The following is a 17,002-nucleotide window of genomic DNA, read 5'->3' as shown; positions in this document are numbered from 1 at the left end:
AACGGAACCCTTGGGCTGGAGGCCTACGATGACGAATCAAGATTTCACGACCCGCGCCAACGAACTGCGCGCCCGCAACGAAGCCCTGTCCGCCACGCAACCGAAGCTGCGCGCGCGCAATCTGGCACAGGCGCTGAATGTGTCCGAGGCCGAATGGATTGCCGCCGGCTGTGGCGGCGTTCAATCCACCGCGCTGCATGGTTCACCGCAAGAGATCTTTCGCGAACTGGGCACGCTGGGCGAAGTGATGGCACTGACGCGCAACGACTGGTGCGTGCACGAACGCCACGGCGAATATCGGGACATTCAGGCCGACGGCCCGGTGGGTCTGGTGTTGGGGCCCGACATCGACTTGCGCGTGTTCTTTACCGCCTGGAAATCGGCCTGGGCCGTTCAGCAGGATGGCCGCCACAGCCTGCAATTCTTCGACGGCGCGGGCGTGGCGGTGCACAAGGTGTATCGCACCGACGCCACCAACGCCGCCGCCTATGACGCGCTGGTCGCCAAGTTCGCGGGCCAGGCGCAATGGCCCGACACGCAAGCCTATGCGCCCGCCACCGACGCCGCTCAGGTCGACGACGCGGCCGCCTTCCGGCAAGCCTGGCTGGCCATGCAGGACACGCACGAATTCTTCCCCTTGCTGCGCAAGTTCAAGGTGACGCGGCTGGCGGCGTTGGCGGCGGTGGGTGAAGACCTGGCGCAGCCCGTGCCGGCCGAATCCGTGGAACGCATGTTGCAGTCGGCGGCGGAGTCGGCGCTGCCCATCATGTGCTTTGTGGGCAACCGCGGCATGATCCAGATCCATACCGGCCCGGTGCGGGAATTGCGCCGCACGGGCCCTTGGTACAACGTGCTGGACCCGAAGTTCAACCTGCACCTGGACACCACCGCCATCGCCTCGGCATGGGTGGTGAACAAGCCGACCTCCGATGGGTGGGTCACGTCGCTGGAGGTCTATGCCGACACGGGCGACCTGATCGTGCAGTTCTTCGGTGAACGCAAGCCCGGCAAGCCGGAGCTGGCCGGCTGGCGCGAGTTGCTGGTCGGCCTGTGCGATGCGCCGCTGGCAGTCTGAGGACGTGCGATGAAAAAATGGTCGGCAATCGCCATGCCAAAGGCAATGGCAAGGGCATTGGCAAAAGCAAAGGCATTGGCAAAGGCGGTGGCGGTGACGATGGCATTGGGCTGCGGCGCAGCGGCAGGCGTGCACGCCGCTGAACCCAGCCGCGTGGTAAGCCTGGGCGGCAGCGTCACCGAAATCGTCTATGGCCTGGGCGAGGGCGACCGGCTGGTGGGGGACGACCTGTCCAGCCTGTACCCCGAAGCCGCCACGCGCCTGCCGCGCGTGGGCTATTACCGCGCCGTGCCGGTGGAAGGCGTGCTGTCGCTCAAACCCGACCTGGTGCTGGCCTCGGAACAGGCCGGGCCGCCCGACGCGCTCAAGCGTCTGGCAGGCGTGGGGGTGCGCGTCGTTACGGTGCCGGATGCGCCCTCGGTGGATTCACTGAAGGCGCGCATCCGCGCCGTGGCCGACGCGCTGGGCGTGGCGCCGGCCGGCGAACGCATGGTGGACAAGGTCACGCAGGAACTCGCGCGTGCCCAGGCCATTGCCCCCACGCGGGCGCGCGCGCTGTTGCTGATGAACCGCACGGGCACGCCGCAGGGCGCGGGCCGCGACACCGCTGCCAATGAAGTCATGCAGCTGGCCGGCCTGACCAATGTGCTGCATGACCAGCAGGGCTACAAGCCCCTGTCGGCCGAGGCCATCGGCGCGTTGGCGCCTGACCTCATCGTGGTGACGCAAGCGTCGCTGGAGGCCACCGGCGGCATGGACAAGTTCCTGACGCAGCCGGGCGTTGCCGGCTCGCCGGCGGCCGCCAAGCGTCGCGTGGTGGTCATGGACGACCTGCTGATCCTGGGCATGGGGCCGCGCCTGCCGCTGGCGCTGACCCAGCTTAAACAAGAGGTGGCCGATGTCATGGCGCGTTAGCGCGCCGACGGCCTTGGCGCTGCTGGCCCTGGCCTTGCTGCTGGCCGTGCTGGGCGCGACGGCGCACGGCGCCGTGACGATCCCGCTGCGCGAATTGCCCGCGCTGCTGTGGGGCACGCCCACGCCCGAGAATGCCCTGTGGCGCAATGTGCTGATCGACATCCGCTTGCCGCGCGTGCTGTTCGCGGTGGTGACGGGGGCGGGGCTGGCGATAGCGGGTGCGGCCATGCAGGCCTTGTTTCGCAACCCCTTGGCGGAACCGGGCCTGATCGGTATTTCAGCGGGCGGCGCGCTAGGCGCCGTTGCCGCCATCGTGCTGACCTCGGGCGGGTTCTGGGTCACCGCGCCGTCCGCCTTCGTGGGCAGCCTGCTGGCGACGATGTGCGCGTATGCCGTCGGCCGGCGCGTGCCCGGCGTGGCGGGCCTGCTGCTGGCCGGCGTGGCCATCACGGCGATGTCGTTCAGTGTGATCGGCCTGTTCACCTTTGTGGCCACCGACGCGCAGTTGCGCGACCTGACCTTCTGGAACATGGGCAGCCTGGGCGGCGCCAACTGGCACGTGCTGGCCTTCCTGGCGCCGTGGGTGCTGCTGATGAGCGCGTGGTTGATTTGCCAGTGGCGCGTGATGAACGCCTTGCTGCTGGGCGAGCGCGAGGCCCAGCATCTGGGCTACGCGCTCAAGCGGGTGCGCGCGCAACTGGTGCTGGCCAGCGCGCTGATCGTCGGTCCGCTGGTGGCGGCTACCGGCACCATCGTCTTCGTCGGGCTGGTGGTGCCGCATCTGGTGCGCATGACGCTGGGCGCCAATCACCGCTGGCTGCTGCCGGCCACCGTGCTGGCCGGTGGCCTGGCCCTGGTGCTGGCCGACTGGATGGCGCGCACCGTCGTCGTGCCGGCCGAACTGCCGATCGGCCTGGTCACGGGCCTGGTCGGCGGCCCCTTCTTCCTGTGGCTGCTGGCGCGCGGCCGGAGGCTGGCATGACATCGCGCACGCAGGTTCCGGTCGGACAGGCGCAGGCCACGCCGACGCCACTCGCCCAGGCGCCGCTCGCACAGGAGCAGGCTGCACAGACGCCGCTCGCACAGACGCAGGCGGAACCGATGCAGACCACACAGGCGCAGGCTGCAAAGGCGCAGGCTGCACAGACGCAGGCTGCACAGACGAAGGCTGCACAGATGCAACCCGCCCCCCGCACGGCCGGGCAGGCCGCGGGCGGACAAGCCCTGGCCGCCCACACGCTGAGCTTGTCTCGCGGCGGTGCGCGCATCCTGACCGACGTGTCACTGGAGGTGCGTCCCGGCGAGGTCGTGGGCTTGCTGGGTGCCAACGGCGCGGGCAAATCCACCTTGCTTGGTGCGCTGGCGGCCGAGCTATCGGCCGATGCCGGCCAGATAACGCTGGACGGCGCGCCGCTTGCCGGCATGGCGCTGCGCCAGCAGGCGCGACGCCGTGCGGTGCTGCCGCAAAAGCCCGGCCTGACCTTCGACCTGGGCGTGCGTGAGGTGGTGGCAATGGGCGCCTACCCGTTCGCTGAACTGGCGCCTGCACAGGTCGATGCGCTGGTGGCCCACGCGCTGGGCCTTGCCGATGTGGCACATCTGGCCGGCCGCCGCTACCCGGAACTGTCGGGCGGTGAACAGCAGCGCGTGCAATTCGCGCGTGTGCTGGTGCAATGCCACGCCGCCCGCGCACCCGGCGAGGCACGTTACCTGTTGCTGGACGAACCCACCGCCAGCCTGGACCCGAAGCACCAGGGCGATCTGCTGCGCCGCGCCTGGGAACTGGCGCATGAGGGCAATACAGGCGTCCTGTTGATTCTGCACGACATGAATCTGGCCGCGCGCTGGTGCGACCGCCTGTTGCTGCTTAACGCCGGCCATGCCATCGCGCAAGGCACCCCCGCCCGGGTGCTGACGGCGGCCAACCTGCACCTGGCCTACGGCATCGACGCCCAGGTGATCGCCCACCCGTTGCAGCCTGACCGACTGCTGGTCCTGACGAGGTAACGGGCAGGGCGGCGCGCGCCGTTCGGTGCGGTGGCGCGCGGCGGCGCGGGGCCGGTAAAATGGCGGCCGAGGTACACCGCGTCATACACTGCGGGCGTAGACAGCAGTGATAAGCGGCCGTCGTACGCGGCAGTGGCAAGCGGCAGTGGTAAGCGGCCGTCGTACGCGCCGTCGCACGCGGCAGTCGTGCGCGGCAGTCATACCCAGCGTTAACCAAAGCGCCGCCTGATGCAGGCGGCTCTGACGTTCATCCCTATTTTTCATCATCCAACAGGACCCGTGTCATGCCTACTTTTGACGTCGTCTCCGAAGTCGACAAACACGAACTCACCAACGCCATCGATCAGGCCAACCGCGAACTGTCCACCCGCTTCGACTTCAAGGGCAGCGACGCCAAGTTCGAACTGGAAGGCTTTGTCGTCACCCAGGTGGCCTCCAGCGCGTTCCAGCTCAAGCAAATGCTCGACATCCTGCGCGGCCGCCTGTCGGCGCGTGGCATCGACGTGCGCTGCCTGGACGTGGCCGACCCGCTGGAAAACCTGGGCGGCGCCCGCCAGAAGGTCACCATCAAGCAGGGTATCGAACAGCCCGTGGCCAAGAAGCTGATCGCGGCCATCAAGAACGCCAAGCTCAAGGTGGAATCGCAGATCAACGGTGACAAGCTGCGTATCACCGGTAAAAAGCGCGACGACCTGCAATCGGCCATCGCACTGTTGAAAAAGACCGACGTCGACCTGCCCTTGCAGTTCGAAAACTTCCGCGACTAAGCGCCCCGGCCCGCCGCCATGGGGCATTCCAGCGAACTGCAATTGGTGGTTGAGCTGGCCCGTGCCGGCGGCATGTCGGCGGCTGCCCGCCAACTGGATGTGACGCCGGCTGCTGTCAGCAAACGGCTGGCGCAGATCGAAGCGCGGCTGGGCGTGCGCCTGTTCAACCGCAGCACGCGGCGCCTGAGCCTGACGGCCGAAGGCGAGGTCTACCTGGAAAGCGCCCGCCGCATCCTGGGCGACATCGAAGACCTGGACGCGCTGATCGCCAGCCGCCAGGACACCCCGCGCGGCCGTTTGAAAGTCAACGCGCCGCTGGGTTTTGGCCGCAGCTACATCGCGCCGGCCATCGCGGAATTTTCCAGGCAGTATCCCGACGTGATGTTGCAATTGCAGCTGACCGACAGCCCCGCCGACTTCGTGCAGGATGCGTTCGATGTGGCGGTGCGCTTCGGCGACCTGCCCGACACGCGCTTGATCGCCCGCAAGATCGCGCCCAACCGCCGGCTGGTGTGCGCATCGCCGGCTTACCTGAAAGCGCATGGCGTGCCGCTGACCCCGCACGACCTGACGCGGCACCAGTGCATCGTGCTGCGCCAGAACGAAGACGCCTACAGCCTGTGGCGCTTCACCAAGGGCCGGCGCAGCGAAACCGTGAAGGTGCGGGGCACGTTAAGCAGCAACGATGGGGAAGTCACGCTGACCTGGGGGCTTGCCGGCCTGGGCATCTTGCAGCGCGCCGAATGGGATCTGGCGCGCTACCTGCGCAGCGGCCGGCTGGTGCACGTGCTGGAAGACTACGCGTTGCCGCAGGCGGACATCTACGCCGTGTTCCCCGAACGCCACCACCTGTCCGCCAAGGTCCGCGTCTTCGTGGATTTTTTGGTGGGCTATTTTCAGCGCGATAAACAGGCGGCCTGGTAGGGAAGGATGCGCGGCCCTGCGCAGAAGCAACCAGGTGAGTGGCAAGCGGCAGACTGGACCGACAGCACGCAGCACGCAGCACGCAGCACGCAGCACGCAGCAGACAGCCGGCAGCAGACAGCCGGCAGCAGACAGCCGGCAGCAGACACCAGATAGCAGGCCGCCCGGTCCTCAATCCGCCGCGCTCAACCCGCCGACCACAGATGCTGCGCGGCATACGCGCGCCATGGCCGCCATGAGTCGGACCGCGCCAGCAACTGCGCGGGCGTGTAGGGCCGCGCTTCCAATTTCTCCAACGCACGGATCAAGCCGATGTCCGCGCTGGGAAACGCATCCGGTTCGCGCAACTGGCGCAACGCAATGTACTGCGCCGTCCACTCTCCGATGCCGCGTATTGCGCGCAGCCGCTTGACCGCGTCTTCCAGACTGCTGCCCGGATCGAACAAACGTGGGTCCGCCACCGCCGCAACCGCCACCGCCGACAGCGTGGCCGCGCGGCTGCGCGGCATGCCGAGACCGGCAAGCTCCGCGTGGGCCAACGCTGGCGGCTCGGGAAAACAATGGGTCAGGCCGTCCTCGGGCTGCGTCAGCCACGCGCCATGCGCGGCCACCAGCTTGCCCGCCAGCCGGATAGCCGCCGACACGGTGATCTGCTGGCCCAGCACCGCGCGCATCGCCAATTCAAATCCGTCCCAGGCGCCCGGCACGCGCAAGCCAGGGCGCGCGGCGATCAACGCCGCCATCACCGGGTCATGCGCGAACTGCGCCGCCAGCGCAACGGGGTCGCTGCCCAGGTCGAACAGCCGCCGGATCCGCGCAATGATCGTCGGCAAGGCATTCACGCGCGCCACGCGCACCGTGGCCTGCAACGCGTTGCCCGTGCCCGGCCGCACGCTGATCGTGCCCTGCATGCCATCCACGCTGACCGTGCGCGCATAGCCATCGCCATCCACGCGCTCCATGCCGGGTATGGCCCGCATCCGCAGAAAATCCAGCATGGCCGCCCAGTCGTAAGGCGGCCGGTAGCGCAGCAACAGCTTGATTTCGCCTTGCGCGGCGTAGGGCACATCGGGCCGGGCCGAACGCCGCAGCGCGCCGGGCGCGCGCCCGAACAGCGCCAGGAAGGTTTCGTTAAAGCGGCGAATGCTGCCAAAGCCGGAAGCGAAGGCAATGTCGGCCATGGGCAGCTGGGTTTCGTGGATCAGTTGCTTGGCCAGCAGCACACGCCGGGTTTGCGCCACGGCCACCGCCGACGCACCCAGATGCTGGCGAAACAGCCGGCGTAGTTGCCGGTCGCCCACGCCCAGCCTGGCGGCCAGCGCGTCCACGCCGGCATCGTCCAAGGCGCCCGCCTCGATCAGCGCCAGCGCGCGCGCCACGCTGTCCGGTAGTTCGCGCGGGGGGCCAAGGTCGGGCGCGGTTTCCGGGCGGCAGCGCAGGCAAGGGTGAAACCCCGCTTCTTGCGCGGCGGCGGCGCTGCTAAAAAACGTGACGTTGCGAGATAGCGGCGTGCGCGCCGGGCACACCGGGCGGCAATAAATGCGCGTGGTCTTCACCGCCGTGAAGAAGCGCCCGTCGTAACGGGCGTCGCGCACGCTGATGGCGCGGTAGCAGGCGTCGTGGTCCAGGTTCATGCCGCCATGCTAGCGCCGCCGGCAGGCGGGCATCTAGCGGTTTTCGGACAGTGTTGTGCCGATGATATTGCTGTCCTAAAACCGCCGGCACATCCACCGCGCGGCACGCCTGCGCTTGGCCAAAAGCGCGGGCATGGGCGCGCATGTAAAGAAGTCGTCGCGCTTTGCAAACCCTTGTGACAGCTCTGAATGACTTTGTAGCGTGTTAAGCAACACGGCGGCATATGATGCGTTCCCTTTTTCGGAGAACAGATTTTTATGTCGCGCCCCTTGTGCATGTCCGCTATTTTGGCCGCCACGTTGATGCTCGCCGCGTGCGGTGACGACAACGCCAAGCCGCAAGCAAAAGCCCCTGAAGCCAGCACCGCCCAGGCCGAGATCGTCAAGTACAACCAGTACGTTGACGCGGCCAACAGCATCAGCCAGTCGTTTGATGAAACGCTGGACCAGTACAACAAGTACATGGTGCCCAAGATGGCCGACAAGAAGCCCGTGAAGGACTACGTCATCGGCAACGACATCATGGTGCTGCGCACCAAGGAAAAGCTGGAAAAGGCGCTGGCCATGAAGCCGGCCATCCCCGAGATCGACGCGCCCGCCAAGAACTTTGCCGACGCGCTGGGCAAGCTGGCCCCGCTGTCCACCGAACTGCAAAACTACGCCGCCGCCAAGACCTTCCTGTCGGATAACGGCGCGCTGGCACGCGAGAAAAGCCCGGCCTACGTGGCCGCGCTGACCGACGTGGCCAAGGCCGAAAGCGCCTTCTACCATGGCATTTCCGTAAAGGACACGGCCAACACCAAGGAAGCGTTCGAGAAGGCCAAGAAGGACACCGTGGCCTACTACCGCGCGGGCATGGTCTATTACGGCAAGTCCACGCTGGACCAGGCCACCGGCATTTTCGAAGGCACCGGCCTGGGCGACAAGAAGGACGCGTTCAAGCAGCAGCTGGACAAGCTGAATGAGATGACGCTGGGCTTTGACAAGAAGACCCGCGAGGCCGATCCCAAGGGCTGCGCCAGCACGATGATGCAGGCCAACGCCTTCCTGGCCGCCGGCCGCAAGGTGCTGGAAAACACGGACAGCGGCCGCTACAAGCAGGACGCCGAACGCACCGGCGCCTTCAAGATGATGCGCCCCACCATCGTGGACGACGCCTACAGCCTGCGCCAGACGTTCAACAACCTGATCAACAACCTGAACGTCAACCGCTGCTGATCATCGCTGCGGATCACCGCCGCGCCATCTTCAACTTCAGGTTGAAGATGTTGTGAGCGGCGCTGCGCGCATGGCGCGCAGCGCTCGGTACATTGCCGACAGACCCTTACCCGCAAGGAGCCTGTCGGCTTATGAAGACCTACCGCATCGCAACCATCCCCGGCGACGGCATCGGCAAGGAAGTGATTCCGGCCGGCCAGCGCGTCATGCAGGCCATTGCCGACGAAGGCGGCCTGCAATTCGAATTCCAGAACTTCGATTGGGGCGGCGACTATTACCGCCAGCACGGCGTGATGATGCCCGCCGATGGCCTGGACGCCTTGCGCGACAAGGACGCCATCCTGTTCGGCTCGGCCGGTGACCCCGACATTGCCGACCACATCACCCTGTGGGGCCTGCGCCTGAAGATCTGCCAGGGCTTTGACCAGTACGCCAACGTGCGTCCCACGCGCATCCTGCCCGGCATCGACGCGCCGCTAAAGCGCTGCACGCCCGAGCAACTGAACTGGGTCATCGTGCGCGAAAATTCCGAAGGCGAATATTCCGGCGTGGGGGGCCGCGTGCATCAGGGCCATCCGATCGAGGCCGCTACCGACGTGTCCATCATGACGCGGGCCGGCGTTGAACGCATCCTGCGCTTTGCCTTCAAGCTGGCGCAATCGCGCCCGCGCAAGCTGTTGACCGTCATCACCAAATCCAACGCGCAGCGCCACGCCATGGTCATGTGGGACGAGATCGCGCTACAAGTCAGCCGCGAGTTTCCCGACGTCACCTGGGACAAGGAACTGGTCGACGCCGCCACCGCGCGCATGGTCAACCGGCCCGCGTCGCTGGACACCATCGTGGCCACCAACCTGCACGCCGACATCCTCAGCGACCTGGCCGCCGCGCTGGCCGGCAGCCTGGGCATCGCGCCCACCGGCAACATCGACCCGGAACGCCGCTACCCCTCCATGTTCGAACCCATCCACGGTTCGGCCTTCGACATCATGGGGCAAGGCCTGGCCAACCCGGTGGGCACGTTCTGGTCGGTGGTCATGCTGCTGGAACACCTGGGCGAGACGGACGCGGCGGCGCGTTTGATGCAAGCCATTGAACGCGTCACGGCCACCCCGGCGCTGCATACTCGCGACCTGGGCGGACAGGCGCGCACCGATGACGTCACCGAGGCCGTCTGCGCGCAGCTGGCGCAGGGCAGGCAGGTCAAGGCGGCGTAGCGGCACGCGCCGCCCGCGGCGATACCCGGACACCGCGACAGGGCGCAAGACCCCGAGGCAGCAAGCTTCACGCGGTGACCCGGCAATACAACAAGAAGCGAAGTCCATTCGTATTCCAAGGAGACAAGCATGTTCAAGCAACGATTCCGCGTGCGCGCGTTGGCGCTCGCCTGCGCGATGGGCCTGCCCTTGATGGGCGGGGCCGCCATGGCGCAGACGTATCCGGCCCGGCCGATCAGCCTGGTGGTGCCGTTTCCGGCGGGCGGCACCACCGACGTGTTGGCGCGGGCCTTGGGGCAGGAACTGTCCAAGAGCCTGGGCCAGCCCGTGGTGGTGGAAAACAAGCCGGGCGCGGGCTCGACGCTGGGCGCCGACTACGTGGCCAAGGCAGCGCCCGACGGCTACACGCTGCTGATGGGCGCGGTGCATCACACCATCGCCACCAGCGTCTACAAGAGCCTGCACTACGACTTTCAGAAGGACTTCGCGCCGGTGACGACGGTGGCGCTGGTGCCCAACGTGCTGGTCGTCAACCCCAAGCTGGACGCCACCACCGTGCAAGGCCTGCTCAAGCTGGCGCAGGCTGCGCCGGGCAAGCTGACGTATGGGTCCAACGGCATGGGCACGGGGCAACACCTGATCGGTGCGCAGTTCGAGCAGCAGGGCCACGTCAAGCTGCTGCACGTGCCGTACAAGGGCAGCGGGCCGTTGACCACCGATTTGCTGGGCGGCCAGATCGATATGTCGTTCGACACCATCACGCCCGTGCTGGCGCACATCCAAAGCGGCAAGCTGCGCGCGCTGGCCGTCACCACCGATCAGCGTTCGGCCGCGTTGCCCAATGTGCCGACGATGCAAGAGGCGGGCATCAAGCCCTTCAACATGGGGACGTGGTTTGGCGTGTTGGCGCCGGCCGCCGCGCCCGCCGAGGTGGTGACGCGGCTGAACGCCGAGATGGTGAAGATCATCCATTCGCCCGACTTCGCGCGCCGGATGGCCGAGATCGGGGCGGTGCCGATCGGCGATACGCCCGAGCAGATGCGCGCCCGTATCGGCGCGGACACCACCAACTACGCCAAGCTGGTCAAAGACGCGAACGTTGCGATCAACTGAGCGATCCGCCTTGCGCGGGCGCCAGGGGAAGCGGACCCCGCAAGCGCGCTGCGCCGGGTTGATCCGCCGACCGTCTACGCGCGGAACCAGCCGCGTGCAATCGGCAAGGCCAGCAGCTTGCGGTAAATGCCTTGCGTGGCCAGCGTCAGCGGTGCGCCGACGCGATTCCACACCGCCGCGGTAATCGCCGCGGCGATGGGCGCCAGCACCAGGCCGCCCGCGATGTCCAAGGGGAAATGCACGCCCAGATAGACGCGCGCCGTACCGACGACGGCGGCGCCCAGCAACGCAAGCCCGCCCCAGGCCGCCCAGCGCCGGTCCAGGATCAGCGCGAACGCAAAGGTGGCAATGATGATGGTGTGGTTGCTGGGGAAGGAAGAGGTCGCCTTGTGCGGAAAGAACGCATGGCCCAGCCCCAGCACGAACGGACGCGGCTGCGGCCACAGCGCCCCGCACAGATAGCTGATGAACAGCGCGGCGCCGATGCTGGCCAGCACCTTCAGCGCCAGGCTGCGTTGCGGCTGCCCGCCCCACAACCACAGCGCGGCCAGCGCGCCGGGAACCAGCAGGATCAGCCGGTTGGCGATCAGCATGGCGGCGTGGATGCGCCAGGCGGGCGAAGCCGGGTCGGCGTTGATCGAAAGAAACAGGGAATGGTTCAGGCTGTCCAGGAAATCCATGACACGTCATCGCAGCGTAATAAACAATAGCCGCGATGGTAATGGGGTTTCCCGTCAGTCCGCTTACAAAGTGCGGCGCCGTGCTGGGTTTTACTTCTGGACACGCGAGGCCGGCCGCAGCCTGATTCGGCCAAACCTCATCCTTTCAGCTTCTTGCCCAAGCGCCGCCAACCGATTACCACGCCGGTCAGGCTCAACGCCGCGCCGCCCAGGCTCAGCACAATCAGCAGCACGTCCCACACCGGCCGGCGCGACAACAGGCCGGTCCAGTCCCAGCTATGCAAGAAGGCGAACAGCCAGCGGCTGACGCGATTGCTGCGGTCTTGCCGGCCCACGATCTGGCTGGTGGCCGGGTCCAGATACACCCAGGTCGCCTGCGGGTTGTCGTAGACGACGCGCCACATCGGCAGCGGCTTTTCGACGTGGCCCAGCATCGCGTGCGCGTCTCGCGCGTAGTAGTAGAAATCGTAGTCGTGCAGGACCTGAACCTCGCGTATCGCCGCGTCGGGCAGCAGGCGCGCGGCCGACTCGCGCAAGTCTGCTTCGGCAAACGCGGTGGGCGTGGCGGCCGTGGCCGACAGCACGCGCGGCGCGCCCACGCTGCTGCGGGCCAACGCCACGTCCTGGCCGGCGGCGCGCGTCCAGGTCAGTTCGCGCGGGGCGGCAGGCAGCGCGGCAATCAGCGCGCGCGGCGAGGCCAGCGGCGTCTCGGCGGCGGGGCCGGCGTACGCGCTGTGCGCCAGCGGCGCGGCCGTGCTGGTAAACAACTTCCACGGGTTCATCGACATCAGGCCGCTGAAGATCCATGTGATGGTGATGGCGGCAAACAGCAGCCCGCTGATGTGATGCCATCGCATCATGCGTTCGCGGTAGGGCGAACGGCTGCCCGTGGCGTACGGGCGCGAAAAGCGCCAGCGCAGGATGCCCACCACCGTGCCCGTCAGCGCCACCAGCACACCCGCCACAGACAGCCACACCACCACGTCATGCCACCAGCGGTCCAGCACGTTGCCGCGCAGCGGATACAGCCAGTGGATCCACGCGCCCGCGTAGTTCCAGGCGCGCTCGTTGCGCGTGGCGTCCAGCACCACCGCGCCCGTGGCCGACGACACGTACAAGCGCGTGCGCGCCGGGTCGTCCATGTCCACCCGATGCAGCGGACGGTGCACGTCCAGCGAACCCGAATGCGTGTAGACGTCTTCGTCCACGGTTTCCTGATGGCGCGCGGCGTACTGCCCGCCGAACCATGCCAGCGCCGATGCCTTCGCCACCGACGCATCGGCGGGCGGCAGCAGGGCGCCGGTGGCCGCATCCACCACCTTGGGCGGCTTGCGCGGCGCGCCGGGCACCAGATAGACCGGCGCGCCGGCGCGCGTGGCGGCCAGGCTCAGGCCGATGGCATCGCTTGCCCCGGCCGCCGCCAGCGCCTGGGCGGGCGTGACGGCAAGCGTGGCCGCGTCCAGCGGGGCCAGATGCGTCAGCCGCTCGTGCGGCGTCAGCTTGGGGTAGCCCACGTACATCATCACCACGCCGGAAATAAACCACATGGCGAAGAACAGGCACAGCACAATGCCGGCCCAGCGATGGATCAGGTACAGCCAACGCTTGGCGCGCGTGGACAGTGGCGGCCCGGCGTGGCGCGCGGGCGCGCGGCTGGATGTGGTGCTCATGGCATCCCCCTTGGTCGCGCGTTCGTCAGAACCGCATTTGCAGCGTCAGTTCCACCGAACGCGGCGCGCCCAGGTAGAACATGGTCGGGCTGGAGTTGGCGGCGTAGACCTTGTCGGTCAGGTTGCGCACGCGCACGGTGGCGTTCACGTTGCGGTTGATCCGGTGCGACAGGGCCGCATCGAACACGGTGTAGGACGGCGCCCACACGGTGTTGGCCGCGTCCGCGTAGGAACGGCCCACGTAGCGCGCGGCGACGCTGGCATTCCAGTCGGGCACGAAGGCGTAATCGACCCATACGTTGGCCAACCGGCGTGGCGTGTTGGTCGGCACGTTGCCATTGCGCGATACCGGCACGCCACCCACGGATTGCGAGAAGTCGTCGTAACGCGGGTCGACAAAGGCCACGTTGCCTTGCACGGACACCTTGGGCGTCAATTGCAGGCCGCCCGCCAGTTCCACGCCGCGCGCGGACTGCGCGCCCACCGGCACGCTGACGCCGGGGTTGTCGGGGTCGGACGTTGCCATGTTCTTGCGCTTGATCTCGTAGACCGCCACGGTGGCCGCGCCGCGCCCGTCCCAGAAGTTGAACTTGCCGCCCACTTCGGCCTGCGTGCCGGTGGTGAGCTTGTCGTTGTTCAGCACGTCGGCGAAGGATGCGGTGGCCAGCAAGCCGGAAGGGGGGTCGGCCGCCGTCGCGTACTGCGCGTACAACGCGGCTTCGGGGCTGACTTCCCAGTTCACGCCCAAGCGCCCGGTCAAGGGCGAATAGCTGCGCTGCGCGCTGGCGGGCGACGTGGCGGTCACCGCGCGGCGGTTGGTCAGGTCCAGGTCGATAAAGTCCTTGCGCAGCGCCGACACAATGGCCACGCCGGGCAGCACCTGCGTGCGGTTTTCCACCGTCAGGGCAAAGGTGCGGATGCGGTTCTCGCGGTCGGGTTTGTGGCCGCGCGTCATGCCGGGAATATCGTAGAAGTCGCCGGGCGAAAAATCGTACGGGTCCACGGCATCGACCTGGCCGTTGATGCTGGTTGGAAAGCGCGTGACCTTGTTCTGGCTGATGTCGGCGCCAAACGACCAGTCGCTGGGCAGCCCGGCAAGCGTCGAGCGGTACAGCCCTTCGATGCGGTTGCCGGTCAGCGTCTGCTGGTGCCGTTGCAGCAACGCGCCCGAGCGCAGCACCAAGCTGTTGCCGGCATTGAAGCGATAGCTTTCCAGGTTACGAAAATCGCGTTCAGCACGATAGTGATACAGCGTGTTCTTCAGCGTGAGGTTCGAGCCCGCGCGCCATTCGGTGATCGACCGCGCCCAAAAAATGGATTGCTCGTACAGGCCGTCGTTGACGTTGTAGTTCTTGAAACGCGTGCCATCCATGATCTGGCCTTCGCCTTGCACCACGCCGTTGGCGTTGGTTTTTAGCGGCGTGCCCCAGTAGGGGCGGTCGACCTGTTCGCGCTGGTATTCAAAGGCGAAGGTCTGGGTCAGGTCCGCGCCCAGGTCGGACAGCAGCGATGCCGCCACTTGCGTGGCCCGGCTGTGGTTGCCGTCCACCCAACCGTGGCTGGAGCCGGTGTTGGCGTCGATGCGCAGGTAATGGCCCTGGCCGCCGGCGTCACCCGCCAACTGCTGGTTCAGGCCGATGGAATATTGGCGGCTGTCGAACGAGCCCAGGCGGAATTGGCTGTCGTAGAAGGTGTCGCGTTCGGGCAGCTTGGTGACGACGTTGATGGCGCCGCCGACCGCGCCCGCGCCGAACAGAAACGTGGACGGGCCGCCGATGGCTTCGACGCGGTCGTAGATCCAGCTGTCCACCGGGCGCCCGGCAATGGCGTCGTACTGCACCGAGATGCCGTTGAACAATTGCGATACCTGGCCACCGGCGAAGCCGCGATAGCTGACCGCGCCGGCATTGCCGGGGGGCGAGGCGTTGTCCACGCCCGGAATGCCGCGCGCGATGTCCTGCGTGTTGAGCGAGCCACGCGCTTCGATCTGCTCGCGCGTGATGACGGTGACGCTGGCCGGCGTTTCGCGCAGGGTCAGCCCCAGGCGGCTGCCGGTGCTGTCCTTGATGTCCAGGTCGATGGGGCCATTGGGTGCCGGCTCAACATGGCCGGCGCCGTAAATGGTGGTGGGCGCCAGGGTCGTGACGGCGGGTTCGGCTGCCAGGGACAGGGCGGGAGCGCTGGCCATGACGCCCAGCAGCAAGGTGTACAGAGAAGTGTGTTTCATGAAGCATGCCTGCAAACGGGCGAGCGCGTCCGGCACGCCGCCGGAATGCAGGCGGTGCGCGGGGAAGGCTCAAGGTCTGGATGACGACGTCGCCATGCCTCGCGCATCAAGGCGCGAAGACGGTGGGTCGGCTAAGGACGGCAAGCTGGTGGATGGGTCGTGCTGCGCACACAGCGGGCCACGAGGGGCCACGACGGGACACCAAGGGGCCAAGAAGGGACCACCAAGGAAGCCGCGAACGTGTTGGCGGTTGACTCAGCGCCAGCTTAGTTGGCGGGCGGTGCGCGCGGCTGAACCGCGCTCCAGGCATGAAGGGGGTTTGCCGCCAGGAAGAACAGCGGCGGGTAGGTCGTGGCGCGGCCCACGGGAACGGGCAGCACCGGCACGGGCGTGGGCAGGATGCCGACGTCGGCATGGGGGTTACGGCACAGCGGACAATGGTGGTTGTCACCATGGCCGTCGCCGGCATGACCGTCTTGCGAGGCGTCGTGCGGGCCATCGTGCACGACGTCCAGCGTCATCGTGGCGCTGTCATCCGCGCCACCGGCGCAGACATCGACCTGGATGCGATGGATGTGATGGCCGTCCGGAGACAGGCTCAGGGCATGGGCTAGCGACGGCGCCAACGACGCCCAGAGGATCGCGGCAAGCGCGATCCACACGGTGGGGCGGGTCAGGAAAGTAGCGAAGCACATGGAGCCGGATTATATCGGAGCAGTTTTCCGATGCGCGCGCAAAATCAAAAGAATCTCAACGCGCTTTGCTCCGGCGCTTTGCTCCGGCGCTTTGCCTGCGGCGCGGCCAGGTGCATGGCCGGGAGGATGGCCCGCCGCATGGCCCGGCGCGGGGCCGGTTCAGACCGACAGATGCCGCCGCACGTCCTCGCCGTCGATGGCGCTACGGTCGCCGCTGGCCACCACTTCGCCGCGCGACAGCACCACGAACTGATCCGCCAGCTCGCGCGCGAAATCGAAGTACTGCTCGCATAGCAGGATGGCGATGTCGCCGCGCTGGCGCAGCATGTGGATCACCCGCGCGATGTCCTTGATGATGGACGGCTGGATGCCTTCGGTGGGCTCGTCCAGAATGATGAGCTTGGGCTCGGCCACCAGCGCCCGCGCAATGGCCAGCTGTTGCTGCTGCCCGCCCGACAGGTCGCCTCCGCGCCGCGACAGCATGCTTTTGAGCACGGGAAAAAGTTCAAACACTTCTTCCTTGATGCGACGCGCGCGCACGGCGGGCTTGGTGGCCATGCCCATCAGGATGTTCTCTTCCACCGTCAGCCGCGCAAAGATGTCGCGGCCCTGCGGCACATAGGCCATGCCGCGCGCGGCGCGCTGGTGCGGCGCCAGCCGTGTGATGTCCGCTCCGTCGAAAGCGATGTTGCCGCTGGCCACGGGCAGCACGCCCATCACGCATTTCAGCAAGGTGGTCTTGCCCACGCCGTTGCGGCCCAGCAGCGCCAGGCATTCGCCCTGGCGCACCGACATCGATACGCCGCGCAGCGTGTGGCTGCCGCCGTAGTATTGGTTGATCGTGCTTACGTCCAGCATCT

At 67.2% G+C, this 17,002-nt stretch carries 15 protein-coding genes; 9 read left to right on the top strand and 6 right to left on the bottom strand.

Features of this window, described 5'->3' with window-relative positions; all coding sequences use genetic code 11:
- The first annotated feature begins 28 nt into the window (after window positions 1-28).
- The 6 genes from AC0Z35_RS01500 to AC0Z35_RS01475 all read left to right on the top strand — a co-directional run bounded on the left by AC0Z35_RS01500 (window position 29) and on the right by AC0Z35_RS01475 (window position 5,688).
- On the top strand, window positions 29-1,075 hold the full coding sequence (locus AC0Z35_RS01500; protein WP_485131538.1) for a hemin-degrading factor: 1,047 nt from the start codon (window positions 29-31) through the stop codon (window positions 1,073-1,075).
- A 99-nt stretch (window positions 1,076-1,174) separates the two neighbouring features.
- Window positions 1,175-1,990, top strand: coding sequence for a heme/hemin ABC transporter substrate-binding protein (locus tag AC0Z35_RS01495; protein WP_046805247.1), 816 nt, complete (start codon window positions 1,175-1,177; stop codon window positions 1,988-1,990).
- Window positions 1,974-2,972 carry a FecCD family ABC transporter permease gene (locus AC0Z35_RS01490; protein WP_162941268.1) on the top strand — a complete coding sequence of 333 codons (999 nt, stop codon included), beginning with the start codon at window positions 1,974-1,976 and terminating at the stop codon, window positions 2,970-2,972. The genes AC0Z35_RS01495 and AC0Z35_RS01490 overlap by 17 nt, the downstream gene beginning before the upstream one ends.
- Before the next feature lie 194 nt (window positions 2,973-3,166).
- Entirely contained in the window at window positions 3,167-3,997 is an 831-nt protein-coding gene (locus AC0Z35_RS01485) for a heme ABC transporter ATP-binding protein (RefSeq protein ID WP_485131661.1), read from the top strand.
- Window positions 3,998-4,281: 284 nt separating this feature from the next.
- Window positions 4,282-4,764, top strand: coding sequence for a YajQ family cyclic di-GMP-binding protein (locus tag AC0Z35_RS01480; protein WP_046805184.1), 483 nt, complete (start codon window positions 4,282-4,284; stop codon window positions 4,762-4,764).
- Window positions 4,765-4,782: 18 nt separating this feature from the next.
- Complete coding sequence (locus AC0Z35_RS01475; protein ID WP_046805185.1) at window positions 4,783-5,688, top strand: LysR family transcriptional regulator; 906 nt, start codon at window positions 4,783-4,785, stop codon at window positions 5,686-5,688.
- A 185-nt stretch (window positions 5,689-5,873) separates the two neighbouring features.
- Here the strand turns inward: AC0Z35_RS01475 and AC0Z35_RS01470 are convergent, their stop codons facing one another.
- On the bottom strand, window positions 5,874-7,322 hold the full coding sequence (locus tag AC0Z35_RS01470; protein WP_485131539.1) for an AlkA N-terminal domain-containing protein: 1,449 nt from the start codon (window positions 7,320-7,322) through the stop codon (window positions 5,874-5,876).
- A 276-nt stretch (window positions 7,323-7,598) separates the two neighbouring features.
- On the opposite strand from AC0Z35_RS01470, the gene AC0Z35_RS01465 reads away from it, so the two are divergent.
- From AC0Z35_RS01465 to AC0Z35_RS01455, 3 genes are all read left to right on the top strand, one after another.
- A complete protein-coding gene (locus tag AC0Z35_RS01465) occupies window positions 7,599-8,540 on the top strand; it encodes a DUF3829 domain-containing protein (RefSeq protein ID WP_255444541.1) in 942 nt (313 codons plus the stop codon).
- A 131-nt stretch (window positions 8,541-8,671) separates the two neighbouring features.
- Entirely contained in the window at window positions 8,672-9,757 is a 1,086-nt protein-coding gene (locus AC0Z35_RS01460) for a tartrate dehydrogenase (RefSeq protein ID WP_104145592.1), read from the top strand.
- A 129-nt stretch (window positions 9,758-9,886) separates the two neighbouring features.
- Complete coding sequence (locus AC0Z35_RS01455) at window positions 9,887-10,870, top strand: Bug family tripartite tricarboxylate transporter substrate binding protein (RefSeq protein WP_219990947.1); 984 nt, start codon at window positions 9,887-9,889, stop codon at window positions 10,868-10,870.
- 74 nt (window positions 10,871-10,944) lie between these two features.
- Here AC0Z35_RS01455 and AC0Z35_RS01450 read toward each other — a convergent pair whose 3' ends face one another.
- From AC0Z35_RS01450 to urtE, 5 genes are all read right to left on the bottom strand, one after another.
- The gene (locus tag AC0Z35_RS01450; protein ID WP_046805190.1) at window positions 10,945-11,550 is read right to left on the bottom strand and encodes a phosphatase PAP2 family protein; all 606 of its coding nucleotides are present in this window, start codon (window positions 11,548-11,550) and stop codon (window positions 10,945-10,947) included.
- Window positions 11,551-11,687: 137 nt separating this feature from the next.
- Window positions 11,688-13,220, bottom strand: a complete 1,533-nt coding sequence (locus AC0Z35_RS01445) for a PepSY domain-containing protein (RefSeq protein ID WP_485131540.1) — start codon at window positions 13,218-13,220, stop codon at window positions 11,688-11,690.
- A 25-nt stretch (window positions 13,221-13,245) separates the two neighbouring features.
- Entirely contained in the window at window positions 13,246-15,447 is a 2,202-nt protein-coding gene (locus tag AC0Z35_RS01440) for a TonB-dependent receptor (RefSeq protein ID WP_485131541.1), read from the bottom strand.
- Between the two features lie 266 nt (window positions 15,448-15,713).
- Complete coding sequence (locus tag AC0Z35_RS01435) at window positions 15,714-16,142, bottom strand: DUF2946 family protein (protein ID WP_104145589.1); 429 nt, start codon at window positions 16,140-16,142, stop codon at window positions 15,714-15,716.
- A 159-nt stretch (window positions 16,143-16,301) separates the two neighbouring features.
- Window positions 16,302-17,000: an urea ABC transporter ATP-binding subunit UrtE gene (gene urtE / locus AC0Z35_RS01430; protein WP_485131542.1), complete on the bottom strand. Its 699-nt coding sequence runs from the start codon at window positions 16,998-17,000 to the stop codon at window positions 16,302-16,304.
- Between the last annotated feature and the right edge of the window lie 2 nt (window positions 17,001-17,002).

The organism is Achromobacter sp. 1L-A-4-B-C2, from assembly GCF_057291955.1.
The sequence above is the reverse complement of the archived record's forward strand: the minus strand, read 5'-3'. Positions and strand labels throughout refer to the sequence as shown.